20 protein-coding genes are annotated in these 23,835 nt (G+C 72.6%); 7 read left to right on the top strand and 13 right to left on the bottom strand.

The annotated features are described in order from the left end of the window. Positions 1-78 precede the first annotated feature (78 nt). The gene (locus tag AB0J93_RS16885; protein WP_363922741.1) at positions 79-771 is read right to left on the bottom strand and encodes a hypothetical protein; all 693 of its coding nucleotides are present in this window, start codon (positions 769-771) and stop codon (positions 79-81) included. A 32-nt stretch (positions 772-803) separates the two neighbouring features. Continuing rightward, on the bottom strand, positions 804-1,325 hold the full coding sequence (locus AB0J93_RS16880; RefSeq protein WP_363922739.1) for a M48 family metallopeptidase: 522 nt from the start codon (positions 1,323-1,325) through the stop codon (positions 804-806). A 535-nt stretch (positions 1,326-1,860) separates the two neighbouring features. On the opposite strand from AB0J93_RS16880, the gene AB0J93_RS16875 reads away from it, so the two are divergent. The 3 genes from AB0J93_RS16875 (at position 1,861) to AB0J93_RS16865 (ending at position 4,668) form a co-directional block, all read left to right on the top strand. Beyond that, positions 1,861-2,028 (top strand): DUF5679 domain-containing protein, encoded by a 168-nt coding sequence (locus tag AB0J93_RS16875; protein WP_012014940.1) that lies wholly within the window; start codon positions 1,861-1,863, stop codon positions 2,026-2,028. 194 nt (positions 2,029-2,222) lie between these two features. Beyond that, a complete protein-coding gene (locus AB0J93_RS16870; RefSeq protein ID WP_363922737.1) occupies positions 2,223-3,269 on the top strand; it encodes a hypothetical protein in 1,047 nt (348 codons plus the stop codon). Between the two features lie 70 nt (positions 3,270-3,339). After that, positions 3,340-4,668, top strand: coding sequence for an AarF/ABC1/UbiB kinase family protein (locus tag AB0J93_RS16865; RefSeq protein WP_363922735.1), 1,329 nt, complete (start codon positions 3,340-3,342; stop codon positions 4,666-4,668). Positions 4,669-4,970: 302 nt separating this feature from the next. Here AB0J93_RS16865 and AB0J93_RS16860 read toward each other — a convergent pair whose 3' ends face one another. The 3 genes from AB0J93_RS16860 to AB0J93_RS16850 form a co-directional block, all read right to left on the bottom strand. Then, positions 4,971-5,336 carry a WhiB family transcriptional regulator gene (locus AB0J93_RS16860; RefSeq protein ID WP_099849908.1) on the bottom strand — a complete coding sequence of 122 codons (366 nt, stop codon included), beginning with the start codon at positions 5,334-5,336 and terminating at the stop codon, positions 4,971-4,973. A 134-nt stretch (positions 5,337-5,470) separates the two neighbouring features. Continuing rightward, complete coding sequence (locus AB0J93_RS16855) at positions 5,471-5,755, bottom strand: hypothetical protein (RefSeq protein WP_363922733.1); 285 nt, start codon at positions 5,753-5,755, stop codon at positions 5,471-5,473. 139 nt (positions 5,756-5,894) lie between these two features. Continuing rightward, positions 5,895-8,048, bottom strand: a complete 2,154-nt coding sequence (locus tag AB0J93_RS16850) for an ATP-dependent DNA helicase UvrD2 (protein WP_363922731.1) — start codon at positions 8,046-8,048, stop codon at positions 5,895-5,897. Between the two features lie 92 nt (positions 8,049-8,140). On the opposite strand from AB0J93_RS16850, the gene AB0J93_RS16845 reads away from it, so the two are divergent. Further along, positions 8,141-8,383: a mycoredoxin gene (locus AB0J93_RS16845; protein ID WP_164447927.1), complete on the top strand. Its 243-nt coding sequence runs from the start codon at positions 8,141-8,143 to the stop codon at positions 8,381-8,383. A 100-nt stretch (positions 8,384-8,483) separates the two neighbouring features. Here AB0J93_RS16845 and AB0J93_RS16840 read toward each other — a convergent pair whose 3' ends face one another. After that, entirely contained in the window at positions 8,484-9,818 is a 1,335-nt protein-coding gene (locus AB0J93_RS16840; RefSeq protein ID WP_363922729.1) for an MFS transporter, read from the bottom strand. Positions 9,819-10,035: 217 nt separating this feature from the next. On the opposite strand from AB0J93_RS16840, the gene AB0J93_RS16835 reads away from it, so the two are divergent. From AB0J93_RS16835 to AB0J93_RS16825, 3 genes are all read left to right on the top strand, one after another. Beyond that, entirely contained in the window at positions 10,036-11,016 is a 981-nt protein-coding gene (locus tag AB0J93_RS16835; protein ID WP_363922727.1) for a helix-turn-helix transcriptional regulator, read from the top strand. Positions 11,017-11,084: 68 nt separating this feature from the next. Next, complete coding sequence (locus AB0J93_RS16830; RefSeq protein ID WP_363922725.1) at positions 11,085-11,321, top strand: DUF397 domain-containing protein; 237 nt, start codon at positions 11,085-11,087, stop codon at positions 11,319-11,321. 210 nt (positions 11,322-11,531) lie between these two features. Further along, complete coding sequence (locus AB0J93_RS16825; RefSeq protein WP_363922723.1) at positions 11,532-11,804, top strand: hypothetical protein; 273 nt, start codon at positions 11,532-11,534, stop codon at positions 11,802-11,804. A 137-nt stretch (positions 11,805-11,941) separates the two neighbouring features. Here AB0J93_RS16825 and nudC read toward each other — a convergent pair whose 3' ends face one another. The 7 genes from nudC to AB0J93_RS16790 all read right to left on the bottom strand — a co-directional run bounded on the left by nudC (position 11,942) and on the right by AB0J93_RS16790 (position 23,787). After that, positions 11,942-12,895, bottom strand: coding sequence for an NAD(+) diphosphatase (gene nudC / locus AB0J93_RS16820; RefSeq protein WP_363922721.1), 954 nt, complete (start codon positions 12,893-12,895; stop codon positions 11,942-11,944). A gap of 94 nt (positions 12,896-12,989) precedes the next feature. Next, complete coding sequence (locus tag AB0J93_RS16815; RefSeq protein ID WP_363922719.1) at positions 12,990-14,324, bottom strand: pitrilysin family protein; 1,335 nt, start codon at positions 14,322-14,324, stop codon at positions 12,990-12,992. A 118-nt stretch (positions 14,325-14,442) separates the two neighbouring features. Next, on the bottom strand, positions 14,443-15,756 hold the full coding sequence (locus AB0J93_RS16810) for a pitrilysin family protein (protein ID WP_363922717.1): 1,314 nt from the start codon (positions 15,754-15,756) through the stop codon (positions 14,443-14,445). 101 nt (positions 15,757-15,857) lie between these two features. Continuing rightward, positions 15,858-16,040, bottom strand: a complete 183-nt coding sequence (locus tag AB0J93_RS16805; protein ID WP_363922715.1) for a hypothetical protein — start codon at positions 16,038-16,040, stop codon at positions 15,858-15,860. Positions 16,041-16,312: 272 nt separating this feature from the next. Further along, positions 16,313-16,516 (bottom strand): cold-shock protein, encoded by a 204-nt coding sequence (locus AB0J93_RS16800; RefSeq protein WP_013735772.1) that lies wholly within the window; start codon positions 16,514-16,516, stop codon positions 16,313-16,315. A gap of 231 nt (positions 16,517-16,747) precedes the next feature. Then, the gene (locus AB0J93_RS16795; protein WP_363922713.1) at positions 16,748-20,119 is read right to left on the bottom strand and encodes an ATP-dependent DNA helicase; all 3,372 of its coding nucleotides are present in this window, start codon (positions 20,117-20,119) and stop codon (positions 16,748-16,750) included. Beyond that, entirely contained in the window at positions 20,116-23,787 is a 3,672-nt protein-coding gene (locus tag AB0J93_RS16790; RefSeq protein WP_363922711.1) for a PD-(D/E)XK nuclease family protein, read from the bottom strand. The genes AB0J93_RS16795 and AB0J93_RS16790 overlap by 4 nt, the downstream gene beginning before the upstream one ends. Between the last annotated feature and the right edge of the window lie 48 nt (positions 23,788-23,835).

Below are 23,835 nucleotides of genomic sequence, written 5' to 3'. Positions count from 1 at the left end.
CCGCATGACGGCCGAGATGATCTCACCCGACCGGGCCCTGCCCGGCCGCCCCATCACGGTCGCGCCGAGACGGCGAGGTCAGCCGCTCCGGCCCGCACCGGACAGCAGGGACCGGGTGTGTTCCCACCCGTCAAGTGCCGGATCGAGTCGGGCCAGATCCGCCGGTCCGCGCAGCCGGTGCCAGGAGGGGGTCACCGCCAGGTCGCCGGGGCGGGGTGCCGCCGCCCGGACGGTCGCGGGCATCGTGGCGTCCATGTCCACCGGTGGCAGCCAGGACGGTACGGGTAGCCGGGCCGCCACCCCGAGCAACCCGGGAAGGCCACCCTCGGCCGGGGCGACCGCGACCGGCCGGCTGGTCAGCGGACGCAGCAACTTGCCGACGGTGAGTCCGGGCAGGTCGGGCGCATCGCCCGCGACGACCGCCACCTGCTCGTAGCGGTCGACCGGCACCGGGGTTCCGCCCGCCGGCCCGGCACCGGACTGCCGGTCCGTGCCGGCCGTCGCGTCCGGTCCACCGGCACCGGTCAGGGCGGCGAACACGGCGTTCGGGGTCGGCTCGGGCACCTCGTACACGGTCGTGCCGGGCCAGATCACCGCGTCGGCCAGCCAGCGGTCGGCGCGCGTGACCGCCACTGCGGTGTCCACCTCGTTGAGCATGGCGAGCAGGTCCACCACGTCCTCGGCGAGCGCCGTACGCCAGTCCACCGGGTCGACGCCGGGTGGCGTCCAGGCGATCGGCGCGAGCAGCGCCACCACCACACGTCGGGCCATTCACCGACCCTACCGCCGCAGCGGCGGGGCACTCAGGGGGTGCCGGCGACGGCCGCCACGCCCTCCAGGTAGCCGCGCGCCCGTTCGGTCTTCGGGTACCTGCCGACCAGTGCCCAGAACTGTGCGTTGTGACTGGAGACGATGAGGTGGACCAGTTCGTGCAGCAGCACGTAATCGATCACCCAATCCGGCATCTCCTGGATCCGGTGGGACAGTCGGATCGAACGGTCCGCCGGGGTGCAGGAGCCCCACCGCCCGTTCTGGTTGCTCACCCACCGGACGCTGGCCGGCAGGGCCTGGTTGCCGTACTCGGTGAGATAGAGCTTGATCAGCCGGTTGGCCCGGTCCAGCAGTTCGGCGTCGGAGCGGACCAGGCGCCCCTCGCGGGCCGCCAGCCGGGCGAGCATCCGGTCGACCCACTCGCTCTCCTCGGCCCGGGAGAACTGGTCGGGGATGAGGACCACGACCCGCTCCCCGTCGCGGTAGGCGGACACCGTGCGTCGCCGACGCTGGCTGCGCCGTACCTCGACGACCGGCTTCCGCGGCCCAGCCATCAGTGGACCGCGCAGCCTCGGTTTGCTGTCACGTTGGCAAGCTAATGCGTTGTGACCAGGGGTCCGCAAGAGTCAACCCCTCGACACGCGTCCGGAAAATGGGGATTGGTCGCCAGGAGTCCCGAAAAATTTCTTGCCGGACCCGGGGCAGCCGTCACGGTCACCCTTCGTGGTGACCGGCGAGGTGTCACACCTGGGCCGATCAACACGGTAAGTGATCATCGCCGCGGAGCTCAAATTGGGGTCCGCGCCCCCGTCTCGGCGGCACTACCAGCGTAATTGCGGGGTACCGGTCGGCGTGTCCCCGGCAAACTGACTGATCCGACCCAATTCGGCGTGCACACTCTCGACGTCGCCTTGCTCACAGTGGCAATGCGCAGCTGACATGGAACCGCCCACACCTGGGTAGGGTCCGCCAACCAGTGGTCACGTAGGTGGCCACCGGACAGGACCGGCGCCGGGCGCCCTGAGCGACCGCCACCGGGAGACCCACCGGGTCGTTATCGACCGGTGGACGACACGAGGAGGGCACACCGTGGCCGACCAGGCCCAGACCTACAACGGTTACTGCGTCAAGTGCAAGGAGAAGCGGGACTTCGAAGGCCGTGTCGAGGTCTCGAAGACCGGCATGAACATGGCCAAGGGCAAGTGTCCGGTATGTGGCACAACAGTGAACCGCATCCTGGGCAAGGCGAAGGTCTGACGTACGCGTACTGCGAGCGGGGGGTGGCCAGTGGCCACCCCCCGCTCGTATGCATGGTGACTGTCGGACCACCGACAGTAGTACTCGCGAGTTGTGGATAACTCGCCGAATCCTGTGGACAGCCCTGGATCCGGGGCTGACCACCTGTGGACAACGATCGACGGAAAGCGCGGATGCGGTCACTGTTCGTGCTCATGACGCGAACCACCGAACGCCCGCCGTCCCCCCGTCCCCGCCTGCTACCGGGACTCACCCGTCTCTGGCGCGACCGGCACACCCTTCAGCTCGGCCTCGGTCGGGAGCGGGCGGTGCTGGTCGAGGTGGCCGATCCCCGGGCGGCCCGGCTGCTCGACCTGCTCGACGGCACCCGCAGCGAACGGCAGGTGCTGGCCGGGACGGAAGTCCGCCCGGAACACGCCCGCGCCCTGCTCGACGCCCTGCGCACCGCCGGTCTGGTGGTGCCGGCCCACACCCTCGTACCCCGGGATCTCACCGGACCGAGCCGGACCCGGCTCGCCGCCGAGGCCAGCGCGCTGGCGCTGGCTACCGCCCGGTTGCCGGGCACCCCCGCCCAGGTGCTCCGGCGCCGCCTGGCCGCCCGGGTGACGGTCACCGGCAGCGGTCCACTCGGCCCCGCCATCGCGGTCGCCCTGGCCCAGGCGGGCGTCGGTCATGTCCACCCCGACCTGTCCGGGGCGGTTCGTCCGCTCGATCTCGTCGGCACCGGTATCACCGCCACCGAGATCGGCAGTCCGCTCGACGCCGCGGCCCGGGCGGCGGTGCAGCGGGCCGCCCCCGGCACCGGTACCGGCCCGCTGCGCCGGCCCCGTCCCGATCTGGTCGTGCAACTCGGCTGCGATCGGCCGGCCGCGCTGCTGGCCGTCGGTCACGCCCAACGGCGACAACCGCACCTGCTGGTGGACATCCGGGAGGGAATTCCGGCGGTCGGCCCGCTGGTCCGCCCGCCGGTCGGCCCCTGCCTGCGCTGTCTTGACCTGCACCGGGCCGACCGGGACCCCGGCTGGCCGACGCTAGCGGCCCAACTCGCCAGCACCCCGCCCACCCCGGCCTGCGCCGTGAGTCTCCTGCTGACCGCGACCGGATACGCCGTCGGCGAGGCACTGAGCCAACTCGACGGCGGCACCCCCGAGACCCTCGGCGGGTCGGCCGAGGTGGTGGCCCCCGGCAGCCTCCGGCGGCGCTACTGGCCGCCGCACCCGCGCTGCCGATGCGGCAGCTGAACAGTGCACCGGCAGCGCGGGTGCGGCTGCACGGCAGCAGCAGGCCGGTCGAGTCGGTAACAATGACCACGTGACCGACATCCCGCGCCGGGCCGTGTCCCGGACCGCCAAGCTCGCCGCTCTGCCGCTCGGCTTCGCCGGCCGGACCGTCCTCGGCATGGGAAAGCGCGTCACCGGGCTCGCCTCCGACGTGATCTCCGCCGAGATCCAGCAACGCACGGCCGAGCAGTTGTTCAGCGTCCTCGGCCAGCTCAAGGGCGGGGCGATGAAGTTCGGTCAGGCGCTGTCGGTGTTCGAGGCCGCCCTACCGGAGGAGATCGCCGCGCCCTACCGGCAGGCGCTGACGAAACTCCAGGAGGCCGCGCCGCCGCTGCCCGCCGCCAGCGTGTACAAGGTGCTGGCCGAGCAGTTGGGCCCGGCCTGGCGGGACCGGTTCGTGGACTTCGACGATTCCCCGGCCGCCGCGGCGAGCATCGGGCAGGTGCACCGGGCCGTGTGGCGGCTACCGGACGGTTCCGGCCGTAATGTCGCCGTGAAGATCCAGTATCCCGGCGCCGGCGATGCCCTGCTCGCCGACCTCAAGCAGCTCTCCCGGCTGGGGGGTATGTTCCGGGCCATCCAGCCCGGGCTGGACATCAAGCCCCTCCTGGCCGAGCTGCGGGAGAGGATCACCGAGGAACTGGACTACGAGTTGGAGGCGGAGTCGCAGCGGGCCTTCGCCGCCGGGTACGCCGACGACCCGGAGATCTACGTACCGGAGGTCTTCCACGCCTCCCCCCGGGTCCTGGTCACCGAGTGGATAACGGGCACCCCGTTGGCCGACATCATCCGGTCCGGCAGCGAGGAGCAGCGCGACGAGGCTGGCCGGTTGATGGCCACCCTCCATCTCTCCGCGCCGGCTCGGGCCGGGCTGTTGCACGCCGACCCGCATCCCGGAAACTTCCGACTGCTGCCCGACGGCCGGCTCGGCGTGATCGACTTTGGGGCGGTGGCCCGGATGCCGGAGGGTACGCCGGAACCGATCGGCCGCATCGCCGGGCTGGCCCTGCGCGGCGACGCCGACGAGGTCGAGGCCGGGCTGCGGGCCGAGGGCTTCGTCAGTGGCGTCGAGCCGATCGACGCGCACGCACTGCTGGAGTTCCTGCGTCCGATGCTGGAGCCGATCGCTGTCGACGAGTTCCGGTTCACCCGGGCCTGGCTGCGCGCCGAAGCCACCCGGCTGGCCAGCCCTCGCTCCCCGGCGTACCAGTTCAGCCGACAGCTCAACCTGCCGCCGTCCTACCTGCTCATCCACCGGGTGACGCTCGGGTCGATCGGGGTGCTGTGCCAACTGGAGGCCAAGGCCCCCTACCGGGGCATCCTGGAACGTTGGCTGCCGGGATTCGCTCCGGTCGGCTGAGTGGTGCGGCGATGACGCGGCGGGCGGGGACCCTCGGTCCCCGCCCGCCGGCTGCGTGTTCGTCCTACAGAACGCCCAGTTCGCGGGCTGACCGGGCGCGGCCGGTCATGGCGATGGTACGGGCGGATCGGGTTGCCTCAGTGCTCGTGGTGGTGCGACCGGCCTGAGGCCGGAGCATTCGAGCCCTCGACAACGCTTCGTGGAGTAGGTACATCTCGGCTCCGTTCGGAAGGTGCAGCATGGTGGTCAGCTTTCTCTCGGCCGGTGCGACACCGGCGGGGTCGGTCTGAATCGGGAACATGTCAGGCAGCCAGCCGGACAGCGCTGCGCGACGCGGCGAGACCATTGGCCGCCAGCCGCGCCTCGGCCTCGACCCGCAACTCGGCGTCACGGGCGAGGTCCTCCTTGCGCGGGCGGCCACGGGGCCGCTTGCGCGGAACGACCGCGCCACGCTCGAAGATCTCGCCACCCCAGACGCCCCACGGCTCGGCCCGCTCGACCGCACCGGCCAGGCACTCGACGCGCAGCGGGCAGTCCCCGCAGAGCGACTTGGCCAGTTCCAGCTCGGTGGGCGAGTCGGAGAACCACAGGTCGGGGTCGAACTTCCGGCAGGGCAGGTTCGCCTCCACCTCGACGCTCACGTCGAGCGGGGCCAACGCCAGACTCATCGCCCGGTCACCTCTCTCTCACTGCGATCTCGTGGATCGCTGTTCAGACGTACTTCGGCGGTGCAAAAAAAAACTGAGGCCGCGGATCCCGGTATGCGGGTTCCGCGGCCTCGAGGTGAGCCGGTGGTCTGGTGTCAGACCGGTCTACCTCGAGGTGGAACACCGCGGACGTCCATCCGCTTGTTGACGCCATCGACGCCCTTGCCCGTGAACCCACTGCTCCCCTGGAGCCCGTTCGTGACCGGTGCGAGGATCAGCTCGGCCTGAATCTCGGCCCGGTGCACCTGCGGAGCCCACGGTCGCGCGGCGACGGTGGTGGCCCGGACTTCCGCCAGCGGAGCGGCAGTCATCAGGGCAGCCGACAGCGGAGCGACGGCAACGGGCAGCGCCGTCGGACGCTGGTAGATGTAGCTCTCCATCGGTGCCACCTCCTTTGACGTTCACTCGTGGTCGACCCGGAAACAGACCCCGTGAGCAGCCCGAACAGGGCCCCCTTCGAGGTGTGCCCTGAGGCTATGCCGGCCGGTAGGGCGAGGGCAAACGAATTAACGGTCAGATTCAGAAAGTTTTCTGCGGGCAGATTTCGTCGACGGTCGCGCCCCCCACCAACGCCAGCACCGCCTCCCCGTACAGGCCCAGCTTGCGCGGTCCGATCCCGGCGATCGCGACCAGTTCGTCGGCCCGGCCCGGTCGCCGCTCCGCCAGTGCCACAAGCGTCGCGTCGGTGAACACCACGTACGCGGGCACCTTCTGCGCCCCGGCCACCCGGGACCGCCACTCGCGCAGCCGTTCGTGCAACTCGTCGTCGATGTCGGAGGGACAGGTGGCACACCGGCCCAGCTTGCGGTCCGGTCCGGCGAGGAGGGTCGTGCCGCAGATCCGGCAGGACACGATCCGGGTGGCGGCCCGCCGTTGCGGAGCCCGCCCCGGTCGTCCCCCGTCGGCCCGCTCCGTCGCGACGGCGGGCGCCAGTTGCGGCAGGAATCGACTCGGTCGCCGGGGCCGGCCGCCCGGCGAGCGCGCCGAGGCGTACGACAGCCAGAGCCACTGCCGGGCCCGGGTGATACCGACGTAGAGCAGTCGGCGTTCCTCCTCGACCTGCTCGGTGGTGCGCGCGTACGTGGTGGGCAGGGTGCCCTCGGCCAGGCCGACCAGGAAGACGGCGTCCCATTCCAGCCCCTTGGCGGAGTGCAGGGAGGCCAGCGTCACCCCGTCCACGGTCGGCACGTGCTGCTGGGCCGCCCGCCGGGCCAGTTCCTCGGTGAAATCGGTAAGGGTGACCGGACGCTCCACGGTGGCGGCCACTCCGAGCGGCAGGATCTCCGGCGTGGCCGCGTACTCCTCGGCGAGCTGAACCAGCGCGGCCAGCGCCTCCCACCGCTCACGGGCGGCACCCCCGGGCGGCGGAGCATCGGGTGCCCATCCGACGCCGGCCAGTGCCTCGACCACCGCCGCCCGCAACGGGGTCTCACCCGGCAGCGACCGGGTCGCCGCGCGCAGTGCGACCATCGCCTGGCGCACCTCGGGACGTTCGAAGAACCGCTCCGCCCCCTGGACCTGGTACGGCACGCCGGCCTCGGCGAGCGCCTTCTCGTACGCCTCGGACTGCGCGTTGGTGCGGAACAACACGGCGACCTCGCGGGCCGGGGTGCCGGCGTCGATCAACGCCCGGCAGCGGGCGGCGACCGCGGCGGCCTCGGCCGGCTCGTCGGTGAAGATCCGCCGTTCCGGCTCCGGGCCGGCCGGGCGCTGCCCGACCAGTTCGAGGCGCAACCGCGCCTCGGTGCCCCGCGCCTGCGAGATGACCGCGTTGGCGAGGCCGACCACCTGCGGCGTCGACCGGTAGTCGCGGACCAGCCGGACCACGGTGGCCGCCCGGTGCCGACGCGGGAAGTCGACCAGGTACGCCGAGGTGGCCCCGGTGAACGAGTAGATGGTCTGGGACGCGTCGCCGACCACGGTCAGGTCGTCCCGTCCGCCGAGCCAGGCGTCCAGCAGCCGCTGCTGCAACGGGTTGACGTCCTGGTACTCGTCGACGACGAAGTGCCGGTACTGGTTGCGGACCTGCTCGCCGACGTCCGGATGCTCCTCGATCCCCCAGACCGCGGCACGCAGCACGTCCTCGAAGTCGATCACCCCGCCGGTCCGCTTGAGCCTCTCGTACGCGGCGAACACCTCCGCCACCTTCGCCGGCTCGTGCGAGGTCTCCCGCAGCGCCTTGGCGGCGGCCACCAGGTACTCACCCGGCTCGACGAGGGAGGACTTGGCCCACTCGATCTCACCGGCGAGGTCGCGGGCAGCCGTCCGGTCGGCCCGTAGGCCGGCTCGCGCCGCGGCGAGAGTGACCAACCGGACCTTGCTGTCCAGCAGCTCGGGCATGGCCCGGCCGTCGAGCAGCCGAGGTGCGAAGTAGCGCATCTGGCGCAGCGCCGCCGCGTGGAAGGTACGTGCCTGCACGCCGGCCACGCCGGTCACGGCGAGCCGCTGACGCAGCTCCGCGGCGGCCCGGGCGGTGAAGGTGACCGCGAGCACATGACGGGCCGATATCTCACCGGTCAGTGCCCGGTACGCGATCCGGGACGTGACGGCCCGGGTCTTGCCGGTACCGGCGCCGGCGAGCACGCAGACCGGGCCGGCCGGGGCGGTCACCGCCGCGCGTTGCTCCGGATCGAGCCCGGCGAGCACGCGTTCGGACGCGGAGTTAACCACCACAGCGGGGAATTGTCGCAGCTTCCCCGGACGTTGCAGCGGATAGCCTGTGCTTGATCGGCAAGCCGCCGGGCGTGACGTTGGAGGATCTGACCATGCTGACGATGTATTCCACTCCCTGGTGCGGCTACTGCCACCGGCTGAAGTCGCAGCTCGACCGGGAGGGGATCGCCTACCAGGTGGTCGACATCGAGCAGGATCCGGCGGCCGCGACGTTCGTGATGCAGGTCAACGGCGGTAACCAGACGGTGCCCACGCTGCGCTTCGCCGACGGCAGCGCGCTTACCAACCCGTCGATCAACCAGGTCAAGCAGCACCTGGCGAGCATCGCCGCCTGACCCGCACCAACCCGCCTTCTCCCGCTCCTCCCGCCGTTTCCTGCGTCGATCATGAAGTTGTTGCCCCGGGTAATCGCTTACCGGGACAACAACTTCATGATCAACTGCGCCGGAGAGGGTCGGGGGTTCGGGCGAGGGCACCTACCTCGGTCTTTTGGGCCTCGGGTGGCCGGCGTTGGGCGGGGACCGGAGGTCGTGGCGGTGGCCCGGGCGGTGGGCTCAGGTGGCGCCCGCGCCAGAGGTAGTTGCCGGCGAGCAGGGTCGCCAGGCCGACCGACGCGAAGACCAGCCGGTAGTCGAGCAGGGCGACGACCAGCGCGCCCATGCCGATCGAGAACGCCTGCGGGAACCTGACCGCCGCCTCGGCGGCGGCGGCCACCCGGCCGAGCAGTTCCGGCGGAGTCCGCCGTTGGATCAGGGTGTGCAGCCCGACCAGGGTCAGCGGCAGCGACAGACCCGCCATCAGCACCGCGGCGAGGCCGAGCCACAGATTCGGGTACGCCAACATCAGCGCGGCAGGTCCGAACAGCGCCACGCCGACGGCCAGGGCACCCAACTCACCGATCCGCCGCAGTACGGCGGCGGAGAGCAGCCCACCCACCAGGCCACCGATGCCCTGCACGGTGAAGAGCACGCCGACGAACGCCGGTTCCCGCCCGAGCCCCCGGTCCACGTACGCGAAGATCAACGACTCGGTGAAGCCCATCACCAGCGAGCCGAGGCCGTATCCGAGCAGCGCCCGCCGCAACGCCGGCTCGCCCGCGAGGTGGCGGAGTCCGGCGACCAGTTCCTGCGGCCAGCGCGGTCGGTGATCGGAGCCGCCGGCCGATGCCATTGACGACGTGTGCGGCGCGGGCGACGTGTGCGGCGCGGCAACCACCCGCGGCACGCCGACCACCACGGCGGCGACCAGGAATCCGACCATTCCGGCCAGGGCCAGCAGCCAGCCGCCCAGCGCCACGTACAGGCCGGCACCGGCGAGCGGACCGATCAACCGCAGCCCCTGCCGTGCCGTCTGCAACGCCCCGTTCGCCTCACCGAGCAGGTCCGGCGGCACCATTTCCCGCACCAGGCGACTGAGCACCGCCCCGACGGTCAGGTTCGACAACCCGTACAGCGCGGCCACCGCGTAGATGAGCCACATGTCGCCCGCGTCGCGGACCGCGAAGAGGGGGGTGAGCAGCAGCGCCGTCGCGAGGTTGGTGACCACGAAGAAGGGACGCCGCGGATACCGGTCGACGAACCACCCGACCAGCGGCGCCAACGTGCGTGGCGCGAGGATGACGAAGATCGTGGCACCGGCGAGGCCGTCCGATCCGGTGAGGTCCTTCACCCAGACAGCGAGCGCCAGCAGCAGGATCGACTCGGCGGTCATGCTGGCCAGCAGCCCACCGAAGAGCAGGCGGAAGTCCGGGCGACTCAGGACGGTGCGCATTGATCCTCCGGTGGCGCGACTCGGGACGGCGGACGGGTTCGGCGGAGCCGGCGACGTGGATCGCGCCGACCGGAGTCGCTGTCGGGTCTGCGTATTTCTGATGACACGCCCTCCGCCGGTACCTCCGGCGCCGGTCGCGACGTCCATACTGACCGTGGGGGGCGAATTTCATACAGTTACCGTCGCGTCCGCGGCGGTCGACGGAAAAGAGGACACTGTGCCTCCTGCCGTACCCAGCCCGATCCTGCGCCGCCGCCGGCTCGGCGGCGAACTGCGCCGCTTGCGCGAGGCCGCCGGGCTCACCGGCGACCAGGTCATCGAACGCGTCGGCTGGGCGTCCGCGTCCAAACTGTCCCGCCTGGAGAACGGTCGCAGCCGACCCGATCCGGGCGATGTCCGGGATCTGCTCGACCTGTACCACGTCGACGACGTCCTCCGGCTGGAGCTGCTCGGCATCACCCACGAAGCCGGCGACATGCGTGGTTGGCTCAAGAGGTATCCGGCGATGACGCAACAGCAGCGCGGCTTCGCCGAGCTGGAGGCGGGTTGTGCCGAGATCTCCGAGTACAACCCGGTGCTGGTGCCGGGGTTGTTGCAGACCACCGGGTACGCGCGGATGCGGATCTCCTCGGCCTGGCAGGTCGACCAGGCCGCCGGCGCCCCGGAGGCCGAGGACGAGATCGAGACGGAGATCAGGGCCCGGTTGGCGCGGCAGTCGGCACTCACCCGGGAGACCGACCCACCCCGCTACACCGCGGTGCTGGAGGAGTCCGCGCTCGGCCGCCGGGCCGGGCCGCCCGAGGTCCTCCATGAGCAGTTGACGCAGCTCTGCGAGCTGGCCATGCTGCCGAACGTCACGCTGCACGTCCTTCCCCGGGACACCCCGATCGGCCAGTGGTACCTACCGCCGACCGCGTTCTCGGTCTATCGGTTCGCCGATCCCCTCGATCCGGAGACGCTCGCTATCGAAGGTGGCTTCACCGACGTCATGTCGACCGAGGTAATCACCCTAAATCGCTATAAAGTGGTGTTCGAGTGGCTATGCACGGCGGCACTCTCCGCAACGGACACCCTCTCCTGGCTGATGGAGTCGTCGGGACGGCTGTCCGTCGCGGCGAACCCGCCCACTGTGGCCAGTGGTCCGGCAACGGCGCCGGCCCAACGCCGCAGTTCCTCCGGGCGCCTGACGGAACGGTGACCAGCACCGGCCCGCCGTCGGGACGTGCGGTGCCACTCGTTCCATCGGTTCACCTCAGGAGCGCAACGATGAACGAGTTCCGCAACACGCCATCCGTCCTCGCCCAGCTCGCGGGCGCGCCCTGGCGCACCAGTACGCGCAGCCAGACCTCCAACTGCGTGGAGGTCGCACCGCTGTCCAACAGTCCCGCCGCGGTGGCGCTGCGCGACAGCAAGGACCGGAGTGGCCCGGTGCTGCTGTTCGGCCGGGCGGGATGGCAGGGCTTCATCTCCGGTGCCAGGAACGGTCAGTTCGACAAGCACTAGCGCGGACGCCCCGACGGGGCCGCCGGCTGAGCAGCCGGCGGCCCCGTCGTCGTCTGTCCACACCGACGCTGAGCAGGGATCGGATGATCGGTCGGGTCTGCGGACCGATGGCGCGTTTCACTTGCTGAGACGAGGGTCGGGCGTACGATGACGAAATAGTGACGTGGAACTTCCACGGTTCCACCCGTCGCGACACATCCGGAGACCCACATGCGGTTCCTGATCGTTCGCACCGAGATTCGTGCCGCCGCCGACGCCGACATCACCGCCGCCTGGGCCGGAGGTCAGCGGCTGCGGGACGAGACCGCCCGGCCCGAGCCACGACGCCAGGTCGTCCACGCCGACGACCGCGACGCCGCGCTGCTGCTGGCCCGCGCAATCGCCACCGTGGGCGTCGTACGCTCCGGTAAGCAGCGGGTCAAGGTGCTGCCGCTGGACGAGGCACACCACCAACGAGCCGCCCCCGGCTGGCCCGGCACCTGAACCACCACTCGTCCGTCGTGGTCGACCGGCTCCCCCGCCGAGTTCCTCACCCAGCCGACCACGACGGCCCGTGTCCCCGGTCCGTGACCGCCGCGGCAACGACGGTCACGGACCGGGGCCGCACCGCGGACATCCCCTCAGCAGTGCCCGTCGAGCCAGCGGTGCACCAGAAACAGCGCGATCGACGAGGGCGGTGGCAGCAGCAGGCGGGCGTCGCCCACCTCGACCGGCCGGCCGGCGAGCGCCGCCTCGATCTCCTGCCGGGAGAACCAGCGCGCCTCGGCGATCTCGGCCGGATCGAGCCGCAGCGGGCACCCCGGGTCGGCGGTGGCCAGGAAGCCGAGCATCAGCGAGCCGGGGAACGGCCACGCCTGGCTGCCCGCGTACGTGATGTCGGAGACCTCGACGCCGACCTCCTCGCGGACCTCGCGCAGCACCGCCGCCTCGGCCGACTCACCCGGCTCCAGGTAGCCGGCCAGGCAGGAGAACCGTCGTCCGTCCTTCGTACTGGGCCAGGTGGCGTTGTTGCCGAGCAGGCACCGGCCCTCGCCACCGCCGACCCCGTCATGCACGAGCACGATCATCGCGGGGTCGGTACGCGGCCACACCCGCTCGCCGGTGGGATCCACCCGGGTCCAGCCGGCCTCGTCCGCCCGGGTCGGCTCACCGGTCACCGGGTGGTAGAGATGCCTCAGGTGCCAGTTGGTCAACGCCAGCGCGGTGGTGAACAGCCCGGCGTCCCGGTCGCTGAGCAGATGCCCGACGTTCCGCAGCTGGGCCGGCCGGGTCTCCGGCACCGCCGGCAGGGTGCCGTGCACACAGAAGACCGGTGCCCCGTCCGGCTCGACACCGAGGAACATCGCGCCGACGGCGAGGGCCGGCGGCAGGTCGTCGGCAGCCACCAACACCAGCTCCGGTACGGCGGTGTCGGTGCGTACCAGGGCCCGCCCACCCGCCTCGACGTCGAGCACCAACACCCGCGCCCCGGCCCACGCCTGAGCCAGCCACTGCAGATCGGTCCGCCGGTGCGCCGCGCGATCGAGCGTGGAGCGGGCCAACGGCGGGCTGCTGTTCCCGCACCCGCTCACCACGGAGCTCCGCCGCGACGCCGGCCGACGTGCGGCGCTCCGCTGCGGGGCCGGCCGACATGCGGCACCGCCACGCGACCACGACGACGCACACTCGTCACGGGACAGGAACGGTCTCGACCTGGGCCAGCGTGGCCAGTGACGCGGCGACCCGCTCGGCGTCGCCGAGCACGACCGTGACAGCTCGTGACGGAGCGAGATAACGAGCCGCCACCTCGGTGACGTCGTCGACGCCCACCTTCGCCAGCCGGGCCGCGTGTTCGGCCAGGAAGTCCAGCCGCAGGCCGTTGCCGGCGTACGCGCTGACCAGCGAAGCCAACCCGGCCTGAGTGGAGATGCCGAGCTGGAGCGTGCCGAGAGCGTACTGCCGGGCCTGTTCCAACTCGTCCGGAGCGGGCGCCACGGTGGCGAGTCGGCCCAGCTCGTAACTCGTCTCCAACAGCGCCGGTGCCGTCACCTCGGTGGCCACCTCGGCGGCGGCCACTAGCACCGAGCCGGCCACCGTGTGCTCGATCAACGAGTGCGGACCGTACGTGTAGCCCTTGTCCTCCCGGATGTTCTCCACCCATCGCGAGGAGAAGTAACCGCCGAAGATCAAGTTGGCGAGCTGCAGGGCGGCGTGGTCGGGGTGGGTACGCGGCACCGCCGGCAACGCCACCCGCATCGACGACTGCACCGACCCGGGTCGGTCGACAAGCAGCAGCGGACCGGGTTCCAGCGGTGGGGCAGGCGGTACGTCGGCCGCGTGCCCGGCACCGTTCCAGCCACCGAGGGCCTTCTCGGCCGCGTCCAACGCCCGCTCCGGGCGCAGATCGCCGACCAGCACGAGCACCGCACCCGCCGGATGCACCCGCTGGGCGTGCAGCGACCGCAACGCCGCCGGACGGACCGCGCGGACCTGCTCCGGCTCCGGTGTCTGCACGGCGTACGGGTGCCCGTCGAAGATCCGCCGAAGCAGGGCCGTACGGGCCAGGTGCGCCGGCTGGCTCCGGGCGACCTGGATGCCGTCGACGAGCCGGTCCCGCTCGACGCCCACCCACCCGGCCGGGTAGTTGGCCCCGGTGAGGACGTCGGCGAGGATCTCCAGCATCCGGTCCAGCCCGGTGGCCAGGCCGGTGCCGGAGATCATCAGCCGGTCCGGGTCGAGCCCGGCGGAGAGCCCACCGCCGATCTTCTGCAACTCCGCGGCGATCTGCACGCTGCTCATCGTCTCGGTGCCGGAGAGCAGGGTCTGCGTGAGCAGGTGGCCCCGGGCCAGGTGGGCCCGTCCGAAGGGCATCCAGAGTCGCAGTTCCACCAACGGGACCGCCGGCCGGCGTACCACGATGACGGTGAGCCCGTTGCCGAGCGTGCGCTCGGCCTGTCGGGGCAGCTTGAGCCGGCGGGTCGGGCCCAGCGGCGGCAACGGTCGTCGCGGTGCGGTCGCACTCACCGGGAGCCACCTTTCGTTCGCGACTGCGGGGCTCGCAAAACCGGCTCACTCCTCGCACTCACCGAGCCACCTTTCGTTCGCGACTGCGGGGCTCGCAAAACCGGCTCACTCCTCGCACTCACCGGGACCCACCTCCGGGGAGGACCTCGATGGAGGCGCGGCGCTCCGGGCGCAACGTGGCCGCGGCAACCCGGACCTGCTCGTCGGTGACCTCACCGATCAGGCTGGGTAACTCGCCGAGCAACCCCGGCTCGCCACGTTGCTGCTCCAGCACCGCCATCCCCAGCGCCCGGCCGAGCACCGCATCGGTATCGCGCAGCAGGTGGGTGGCCATCCGCGCCTGGGTACGGGCCAGTTCACCGTCGCCGAGCCCGTCCTGGGCGAGCCGGTCCAGTTCCTCGTCCAGGGTCCGCAGCACCTTGTCCACGTCGCCGCCGGGCGGCAGGTGCGCCTGGAGCAGCAGCGCGGTCGGGTCGCGTACGTCGAACGGGTCGCCCATGAAACCCAGGTAGCCACCGACGCTCGTCACCGCGCGGTCCCGGCGCACCAACCGCTCCACCAACCGCGACGCGTCACCGTCGGTGAGCACCTCGGCCAGCACCACGTACGGCAGGTAGGCGGCGAAGTCGTCGATCGGGTCGGGCACCCGCCACGCCGACGCCACCGCCGGCAGCGGAGCCAACTTGTCGGTGTACGAGGTGCGCCGCTCGACGGTCAGGTCCGGCTCGGCGAAGTCCGGCCGGTCGGGTGCCGGGCGGGCCGGTACGTCACCGAAGTGCCGCTCGATCAGCGTGACCGCCTCGGCGGTGTCAATGTCCCCGCTGACCGCGAGCACCGCATTACCGCTGGCGTAGTAGCGCCGGAAGAAGTCCGCGGCGTCGGCGACGGTGGCCGACTCCAGATCGTCGAAGGAGCCGTACCCGTCATGGGCGTTGGGGAAGGTGTCGAACAGCACCGGCGGCAGGGTCAACCAGGGGAACCCACCGTAGGGCCGGTTGAGCACGTTGACCCGGATCTCCTCCTTGACCACATCGACCTGGTTGCGCAGGTTCTCCTCGGTGAGCCGAGGGCCGCGCATCCGGTCGGCCTCCAGGAACAGCGCCCGCTCCAGGGCGTTGCTCGGCAGGGTCTCGAAGTAGTCGGTGTAGTCCAGATGGGTAGAGCCGTTGAAGGTGCCACCGGCCCCCTGCACATGCCGGAAGTGGGCGAGCTTCTCCAGATTCTCCGAGCCCTGGAACATCAGGTGCTCGAAGAGGTGGGCGAAACCGGTGCGCCCCTCCGGCTCGGAACGGATGCCGACGTCGTAGACGACCGCCACACCGATGACCGGGGCGCTGCGATCGGGAGTCAGGACGACCCGTAGGCCGTTGTCGAGGGTGAACCGTTCGACCGGATACCTCGTCGCTGGGATTCTCGCTCTGCGGGTCGGCACGGATCCGACCCTAACGTCTCGACGCGCCCGCCGGTGCCGCCGTGCGATGAAGCGCACCGCGGTCGGGCCGGCGCGCCGACCCGACCGGAACGGTGCGCCCCTCAGCCGGACGCGCTGTCGGCGCGGTCGGTCGGTGCCGGTCGGTGCAGCTCCACCAGGCCGGACGGGGCGGACCCGCCCGGCGTGACCGGCCAGGGTGCGAACGTCACGGCCGTGGCCAGCAGCAGCCCGACTGCCGCCACCGCGATCACCAGGAGCAGCTCACGCGCCGCCGAGCCCACCATGGTCTTCCTTCCCCGTGCCCGATCAGGAGCCCCCCGGCTCCTCCCCCGCAGCCAGGGTTCCCGAGCCGGGCCAGGAAGACAGTCGCCCACCCGACGGTCGGCAGGCTGATTGCCGACTCAGGGTTGCGGCGCTGCTCGGCGGAGGCCGGAACGCGCGGACCAGGACCGACCGGGACGCCGGCCCCACGCCCGCCAAGGAAACACGGACGGCCGGGCCGCCACCGGTGCGCAAGTGCACGGCGGCGACCCGGCCGACACCGGGTGACCGAAGGTCAGAGCGGACGGATGTTCTCCGCCTGCGGGCCCTTCTGGCCCTGCACGACCTCGAACTCCACCCGCTGGTTCTCGTCGAGGCTGCGGTAGCCGGAGGACTGGATTGCCGAGAAGTGGGCGAAGACGTCCGCGCCGCCGCCGTCCGGGGTGATGAAGCCGAAGCCCTTGTCAGCGTTGAACCACTTGACGGTGCCAATAGCCATGCTTGTTTCGTCTCCTTGACGGAACGTCAACTCCGCACCTGTTGCGGAGTTGAAAGAGGAATGTCCCGAGCGAACCTGCCCGGAACGCCTGTCGCTGCTGGTCGCCCCGCCCGGAGGAGTCCGGACATAACAAAGAGCGCCTGGGGCCACATTCCGCCAGGCGCAAACAGAGCTGGTAACCGAAACTGCAACGAGGGAACCCTACCATGGATCCGGCACCACGCCAGTGCTTCATGTCGACTCGGGTACCGAGCTGATCAACGCGGTCAGCCCGTCGACGTCGAGCAGGTCCGCCGGCCGGACGGTCACCCCGTCCCGCACGTAGTGGAACGCCGCACCGACCCGGTCGACCGGCACACCGGCCAGTTCCGCCCAGGCCAGCCGGTAGACCGCCAGTTGCACCGCCGCCACCTCGGCGGCGGCGCCGTCCGGCCGCGCGCCGGTCTTCCAGTCGACCACGTCGAAACGGTCGCCGGGACGACGGAACACGGCGTCCATCCGACCGCGTACCACCACTCCGCCGATCACCGTGGCGAACGGCACCTCCACCTCGATCGGGGTGCGGTCCGCCCACTCGCTCGCCAGGAAGCGCCGCTGGAGTTCGGCCAACTCCTCGTCCGGCGCTGCGTCGGCGTCCGCCGCCCCCGGTAGCTCGTCGGTGTCGAGCAGCCGGTCCGCGCCGAACCGCTGCTCCAGCCAGGCATGGAACGCAGTGCCGCGGCGGGCGTACGGGTTGGGCTCGGCCGGCATCGGGCGGCGCAGTGCCCGGGCCAGCCCGGCCGGATCCCGGCGCAACGCGACAAGTTGCGTAACCGACAGATGCTCGGGCAGTGACACCTCGATCGGGCCGGAGAGCCGGCTCAACTCCGCCCGCTCGGCCAGCAGCAGCTCAGCCTCCCGTCGCCACCGGGTCACCTCCGGATCCTCCCCGACCGTGTCGTCCGGCCGGTCCCCGCCGTCGTCGCCGCCGTCGCCGCCGTCGGTCAGGAAACGGCGGACCAGCGCCGCCGCCTCGGCCAACACCGGACGGCGGGGGCCGAGCGGATCGGCCGGCCACTCGGCCCGCAGCACCACCTCGGTGGTCGGGTTCACCGCGTCCGGCGCCGGTTCCGGAGCCCACTCGTCGACCAGGTGACCGGCGCCGCCGTCCAGGCAGGCGTCGTGTACCTCGCGGAGCAGCGCCGACGGGCCGCGCGGCCGCTTGGTGCCCTCACCCCACCAGTGACCGGAGCAAAGCAGCAGCCGCCGGGGCCGGGTCACCGCCACGTACGCCAGCCGTCGTTCCTCCCGCTCGTCGTGGGCCCGCCAGGCATCGGTGAAGTCCTCCACCGCCCGAGCCACCCCGCGCTGGTCGTCCGCCTCGGCCAGGGCCAACTCGGGCAGCCCGTCGACGTCCCCGCGCAGCGGGAACGGCAGTACGCCCAGGCCACCGAGCCAGTGGTCCGAATTGCGGACCGGCCCCGGCCACACGCCACGACTCAGCCCGGCCACCGCCACCACGTCCCACTCCAGCCCTTTGGCGGCGTGCGCGGTGAGGATCTGCACCGCCCCCTCGACCACCTCGACCTCGCCCGGCGCGAGACCACGTTCCTCGTCCTCGGCGGCGGCGAGATAGGCCAGGAACCCGGCGAGCGTGGCGGCCGGAGACTCCCCGCTGAACCGGGCGGCCACGTCACCCAACGCGTCCAGGTGCCCCCGGGCCAGGCCGGCGTCACCGGCACCGTCGCGGCCGGCCCGCACCGCCACCTCCACGTCCAGCCCGGTGGTCCGTTCCACGTCCGCGATCAGTTCCGGCAGGGACTGGTCCAGCCGGTAACGGAGCAGGCCCAGTTCCCGGGCGTACGCGCGCAGCCGCGCGTAGCCCTCGGCCGAGTACGCCTGCGCGGGCCCCAGGTCGGCAAGCGCCTCCACCAGGGTCGCCTCGTCAAGGCGGTCGGGCGTGATCTCCGGAGCGCCGTCGTCGGCGAGTCGGCGGCGGGCCGCCGCGATGGCCCTGGCCCGACGGTGCAGCGCCACCAGATCCCGCGGCCCGATCCGCCACCGGGCACCGGTCAGCAGACGCAGCAACGCGGCCCCGTCGGTCGGGTCGGCCAGCACCCGCAGGGTGCAGACCACGTCGCGTACCTCAGGGGTGTCCAGCAGGCCGCCGAGCCCGACCACCTCGACCGGCAGGCCGCGCTCACGCAACGCGGCGGCGATCGCCGGGATCTGGCTGCGCAGCCGGACCAGTACCGCCGTGGTCGGGCGTCGCGTCACGGGGATGTGCTCGGGCAACACGTCCGGTGTGCCGGCCGCGCCCCGCCAGGCGGCCAGCAGGCTGTCGGCGATCCAGTCGGCCTCGTCGGCGTACGTCGGCAGCAGCGCGCAGTGCACCGTGCCGGCGGCGGCGCCACCCGGGCTGCGATGTGGGATCGGCTCGTCGACGCCGAGCGCGGCGTGCAGCTCGGGCACCCGGGCCCCGGCCGCGCGCAGCGGGGTGGCCAGCGCGTTCGCCACCGCCAGGATCTCCGGTCGGTTGCGCCAGCTGGTGGTCAGCCCGAGCGCCTGGGCCGGGCTGCCGTCGGCGCGGGCGAACTCGGTCGGGAAGCGGTCCAGGGTGCCGGCGCTGGCTCCCCGCCAGCCGTAGATGGACTGGCAGGGATCCCCCACGGCGGTCACCGGGTGGCCGCCACCGAACAGTGCTTTGAGCAGCACCACCTGGGCGTGGCTGGTGTCCTGGTACTCGTCGAGCAGCACCACCTGATAGCGGCTGCGCTCGATCTCACCGACGCCGGGATGGTCCCGGGCGACCCGGGCCGCCCGGGCGAGCTGGTCGGCGAAGTCCATCGCCTCGAAATCGTCCTTCCGGCGGGCGTACCCGCGCACCAGCGGGAGCAGCTTCAGCCGGGTCTGCTGGAGGGCGAGGGCCTTGCGTACCCCGGCGTAGACCCGCCCCGGACGCGACTGCACGTCGGCGAAGAACCGACCGGTCCAGGCGGCCAGCTCGTCCGGTTCGACCAGGTGCTCGTCCAGCTCGCCGGCGAGCGCCAGTACCGCGTCGGTGACGGTGCTCGGCATCCGGTCCACCTCGGACATGTCCCCGTCGTAGTTGCGCACGATCAGGTCGACCAACTGCCAGCGGGACGCCTCGGTCAGCAGCCGGGTGGAGGGCTCGTAGCCGGCGCGCAGGCCGTGCTCGGTGACGATCCGCCCGGCGTACGAGTGGTAGGTGGCCACCGTCGGCTCACCGGCGAGGGGGTCGTCGAGCGGGTTGCGCGCGCGGCGGCCCAACCGGCGGACCAACTGGTCGAGCCGGACGCGTACCCGGTGCGCCAGCTCACCGGCGGCCTTGCGGGTGAAGGTGAGGCCGAGCACCTGTTCCGGCCGGACGTACGAGTTGGCCACCAACCACACCACCCGGGCGGCCATCGTCTCGGTCTTGCCCGAGCCCGCACCGGCGACCACCAGCAGCGGCTCCACCGGCGCGGCGATGATCGCCGCCTGTTCCCGGGTGGGCGCCGGCAGGCGGAGCAGCTTCGCCAGTTCCACCGGCGTGTACCGGGGGCCGGCGTCGGCCGCGCGGGGCGCCGGTGGGACCGGCTCGAACAGGGTGGGCTGGCTCACGGCTCGACCACCTGCCGGCCCTGACCGGACACCGGGCAACTGCTGCGCACCGGGCAGACCCGACACTTCGAGTTGGCGACCGCCGCGAAGGTCGCGGCGGCCATCGTGTCGGCGGTACGGCGCACCAGCGCGGTCGCCCAGCCGGCCTCCGGACCGTCGGTGGCCGGCGGCTGGGCCTGCTCGCGAGCATCCTTCGCGCCGGTGCCGAGCTGCACCAGTGCCGCTCCGCCGGGTTCGTCGCCGAACTCGGCGAACGCTCCGGCCTCCACCGCCGCCTGGTACGCACCCAACTGGGGATGCTCGGCCACCTCGCCCTCGGTGACCGCGGTGGACTTGCCGGTCTTCAGGTCCACCACCACCAACCGACCGTCCGCGTCGATCTCCAGCCGGTCGACCCGGCCGGTCAGCTCGACCGGCCGGTGCGGGTCGTCGAGGCGTACCGCGAACTCCTGTTCGATGGCGAGCAGCCGGCGCGGGTTGGCGGCCAGCCACCGCAGCAGCTTGTCCACCATCGCCTCGGCCCGGGCCTGCTCCGGGCCGACCATCCAGCGCGCCGCCAGCTCGATCGCGTCGAAGCGGGCGGCCACGTACTCCAGCAGCGTCTCCCGGTCGGCGCGGGCGTCCTCGGCGAGCATCGCAGCCGCGTGCACCAGGTTGCCGACGCCCTGCGCGGTGCTGGCCGGCGCGCTGCCACCGTGCCGTTCCAGCAGCCAGCGCAGGCTGCACCGCAGCGCGCTCTCCATCCCCGACGGGGTCACCCGGACCGGCTCACCGTCGTCGACCAGCGGCCGGTCGTCGGACAGGGGACGCAGCCCCCACCAGTCGTCGGGGTGTGCGCCGGACACCCCGGCGGCAGCCAGCCGCGCCAGCTCGGCCGCCGCCGCGCGCCGCCGGACGAGCGGCGCCGCCGGATCGGCGACCGCGGTACGCAGCTCCGCCACCAACGCAGGCAGCGTGAGCGCCCGGGGTGGCCGGCTCAACGGCAGCCGACCCGACCCGGGATGCTCGGTCCCGGTGGTGCCCGCCGGGCCATCCTCGCCCGGGTTCCGATCCGCCGATGCACCTGTGGAGAGTGGCTCGTCCGGTGGCCGGGACGGCGGCGGACCGGCGGATCCATCCGCGGCGTCTCCCGGATCGTCGGTGGGGCCCAGCTCGTAGAGGAATCGGCTGGGCTGCTCCTCGTGGTCGTCGCCGCCCACGGACGCGGAGGCGACCGCGCTGACCAGCAGCCGCCGCCGAGCGCGGGTCACCGCGACGTGGAACAGCCGTCGCTCCTCGTCGAGCAGCGCCGAGGTCTGCCCGACCACGGTCGCCACCGCGGCCGCGCCGTCCCCTCGGCCGGCCAACATGTCGACCAGTCGCTCCGAGCCAAGCAGGCTGCCGCGCAGCCGCAGATCCGGCCAGACGCCCTCCTGCACCCCGGCCACCGCGACCAGATCCCACTCGAGTCCTTTGGCCGCGTGCGCGGTGAGCAGCCGCACGGCGTCGCCCCGGTCGGCGGTCGGTGCCAGCGTGTCGGCCGGCAGTTCCTGACCGAGCACGTGGTCGAGGAAGACCTCGGTACGCGCGCCCGGCAGACGGTCGGTGAACCGGGCGGCGGCGTCGAAGAGAACCAGCATGGCGTCCAGGTCACGGTCGGCCGCCTCGGCCCGGCGACGCCGCGCGAGATCACCCTCGCCGGCCACGGTCGGGCCCCGGGTAAGCGCGGCCGACCACAGCTCGGCCAGCCCGCTGGCCCGCCAGACGGCCCAGAGCACCTCCTCGGCGGTGGCGGCCGGCTGGTCGGCCGCCTCCCGGGCGACGGCCAGCAGCCCGGCCACCGTCTGTGCCGGCTCGGCCCAACGCCGCTCGACTCCGGCCAGCTCGGTCGGGTCGCGAAGCGCCTCAATGATCAGCTCTCCGGAGGGTCGACGGTCGCCCCGGGCCAGGGCGAGGGCACGCAGACCCTGCCGCAGTCGTCGTTCCGCCAACGGATCGGCACCGCCGAGCGACGAATGCAGCAGCGCGACCGCGGCCTCCTCGTCGAGCCGCTCCGGCTCCAACGCGCAGCGCAGCAGGAGCAGCAGCGGCGCGACCGCCGGTTGCAGGTGCAGCGGAAGATCCTCGCCGTGCACCACGGTCGGCACGCCGGCCGCGTGCAGCGCCCGCCGCAGCCCGGGCAGCTGCCGGGCGGTGGAGCGGACCAGCACCGCCATCCGCGCCCACGGCACGCCGTCGAGCAGGTGCGCCTCCCGCAACGCGTGCGCCAGCCACGCCGCCTCACTTGTGGTCGAGGAGAACGTGCGTACCTCCACGGTCCCTGACGGGGTGTTCGGCAGCGGTCGCAGCCGCCGGTGTGCGGCCGGCCCGCGAAGTCGTCGGGCCAGCCGGGTGGTGGCGAACAGCAGCCGCTCGCCCGCCCGGTAGCTGGTGGTCAGCAGCACCTGGGCGGCCGGTGCGCCGGAGGCGGTGCGGAACCGGTGCGGGAAGGTCGTCACGCCGCCCGGGTCGGCCCCCCGGAAGGCGTACGTGGAGGAGTCCGGATCGGCGAAGGCGACCAGGGGAAGGCCACCGCCGGCCACCGTGTCCAGCAGCTCCAGTTGCGCGGGGTCGGTGTCGGCCAGCTCGTCGACGTAGACGTGCGCCAGCCGACGCCGCTCGGCGGCCAGCAGCTCCGGATCGTCGCGCAGCATTCCGGTGGCGGCCCGGACCAGCTCCGCCGGGTCGTAGGCGACCGAGCCACGGTTGGCCACGTCGCGCAGGGCCAGCACGGCGACGTACTGGCGCAGGAACCGGGCGGCGGCCGGCCAGTCGGCGCGGCCGAGCCGCTCACCGAGCCGGGCCAGCTCGACCGGGCCCACGCCCCGCTCGGCGGCACGCATCAGCAGGTCGCGCAGCTGGGCGGCGAATGCCCGGGTACGCAGCGCCGGCCGCAGGTCCTCCGGCCAACCGACCGGGTCGTCATCGGGCTCCGCGTCGGGCTCCGCACCGACCACGTCCAGCAGCTCACGGATGATCAGATCCTGTTCCGGGCCGGTGAGCAGCCGGGGTGACGGTTCGCCGCGTTCGGCGGAGGCCCGCCGCAGCAGGCCGAAGGCGTACCCGGGAAAGGTGCGCACCAGCGGCTCGCGCAGCACCCGCTGACCGCTCGCGGCGATCCGCGCCTCGATCCGGTGCCGCAGATCGGCGGCCCCACGCCGGCTGAAGGTGAGCACCAGAATCCGCTCCGGGTCGACTCCCTCGGTTACCCGGGCGGTGACCGCCTCGACGAGGGTCCGGGTCTTCCCGGTGCCCGGCCCGCCCACGACGAGCATCGGACCGGCGGTGTGCGCGACGATCTCTGCCTGGCGCGGATCGACCTGCGCAGCGGCCGAGCCCGGCGCGGCACCCCCCGGGTCGACCTGGCCTGGCGCGGCACCCCCCGGGTCGACCTGGCCCGGCGCGGCACGACCCGGCCGTCCCTGGGAGGGCGCGGCATGATCAGGCCGTTCCTGGCCCGGCGCGGCGTGATCCGGCGCGGCGTGACCCGACGCGATTCGGTCCTGCCCGGCGCGGTCCGGCGCGGCGCGGTCCGGCGCGGCGCGGTCCGGCGCTGGGTGCGGATGCGCGGCGTCCGAGGGCGGCCCGGTGGACGGGCCGCTCCCCTCGGTCGGCCCGGCGGGCCGACGCACCAACCGGTACGCCTGCATCCCGCCATCCCATCACGGCCCTGCGACACCGCTCGACGCGCCACACCC

This window comes from Micromonospora sp. NPDC049374, assembly GCF_040677165.1.
In the GTDB taxonomy this organism is placed as follows: Bacteria; Actinomycetota; Actinomycetes; order Mycobacteriales; family Micromonosporaceae; genus Micromonospora.
The sequence above is the reverse complement of the archived record's forward strand: the minus strand, read 5'-3'. Positions and strand labels throughout refer to the sequence as shown.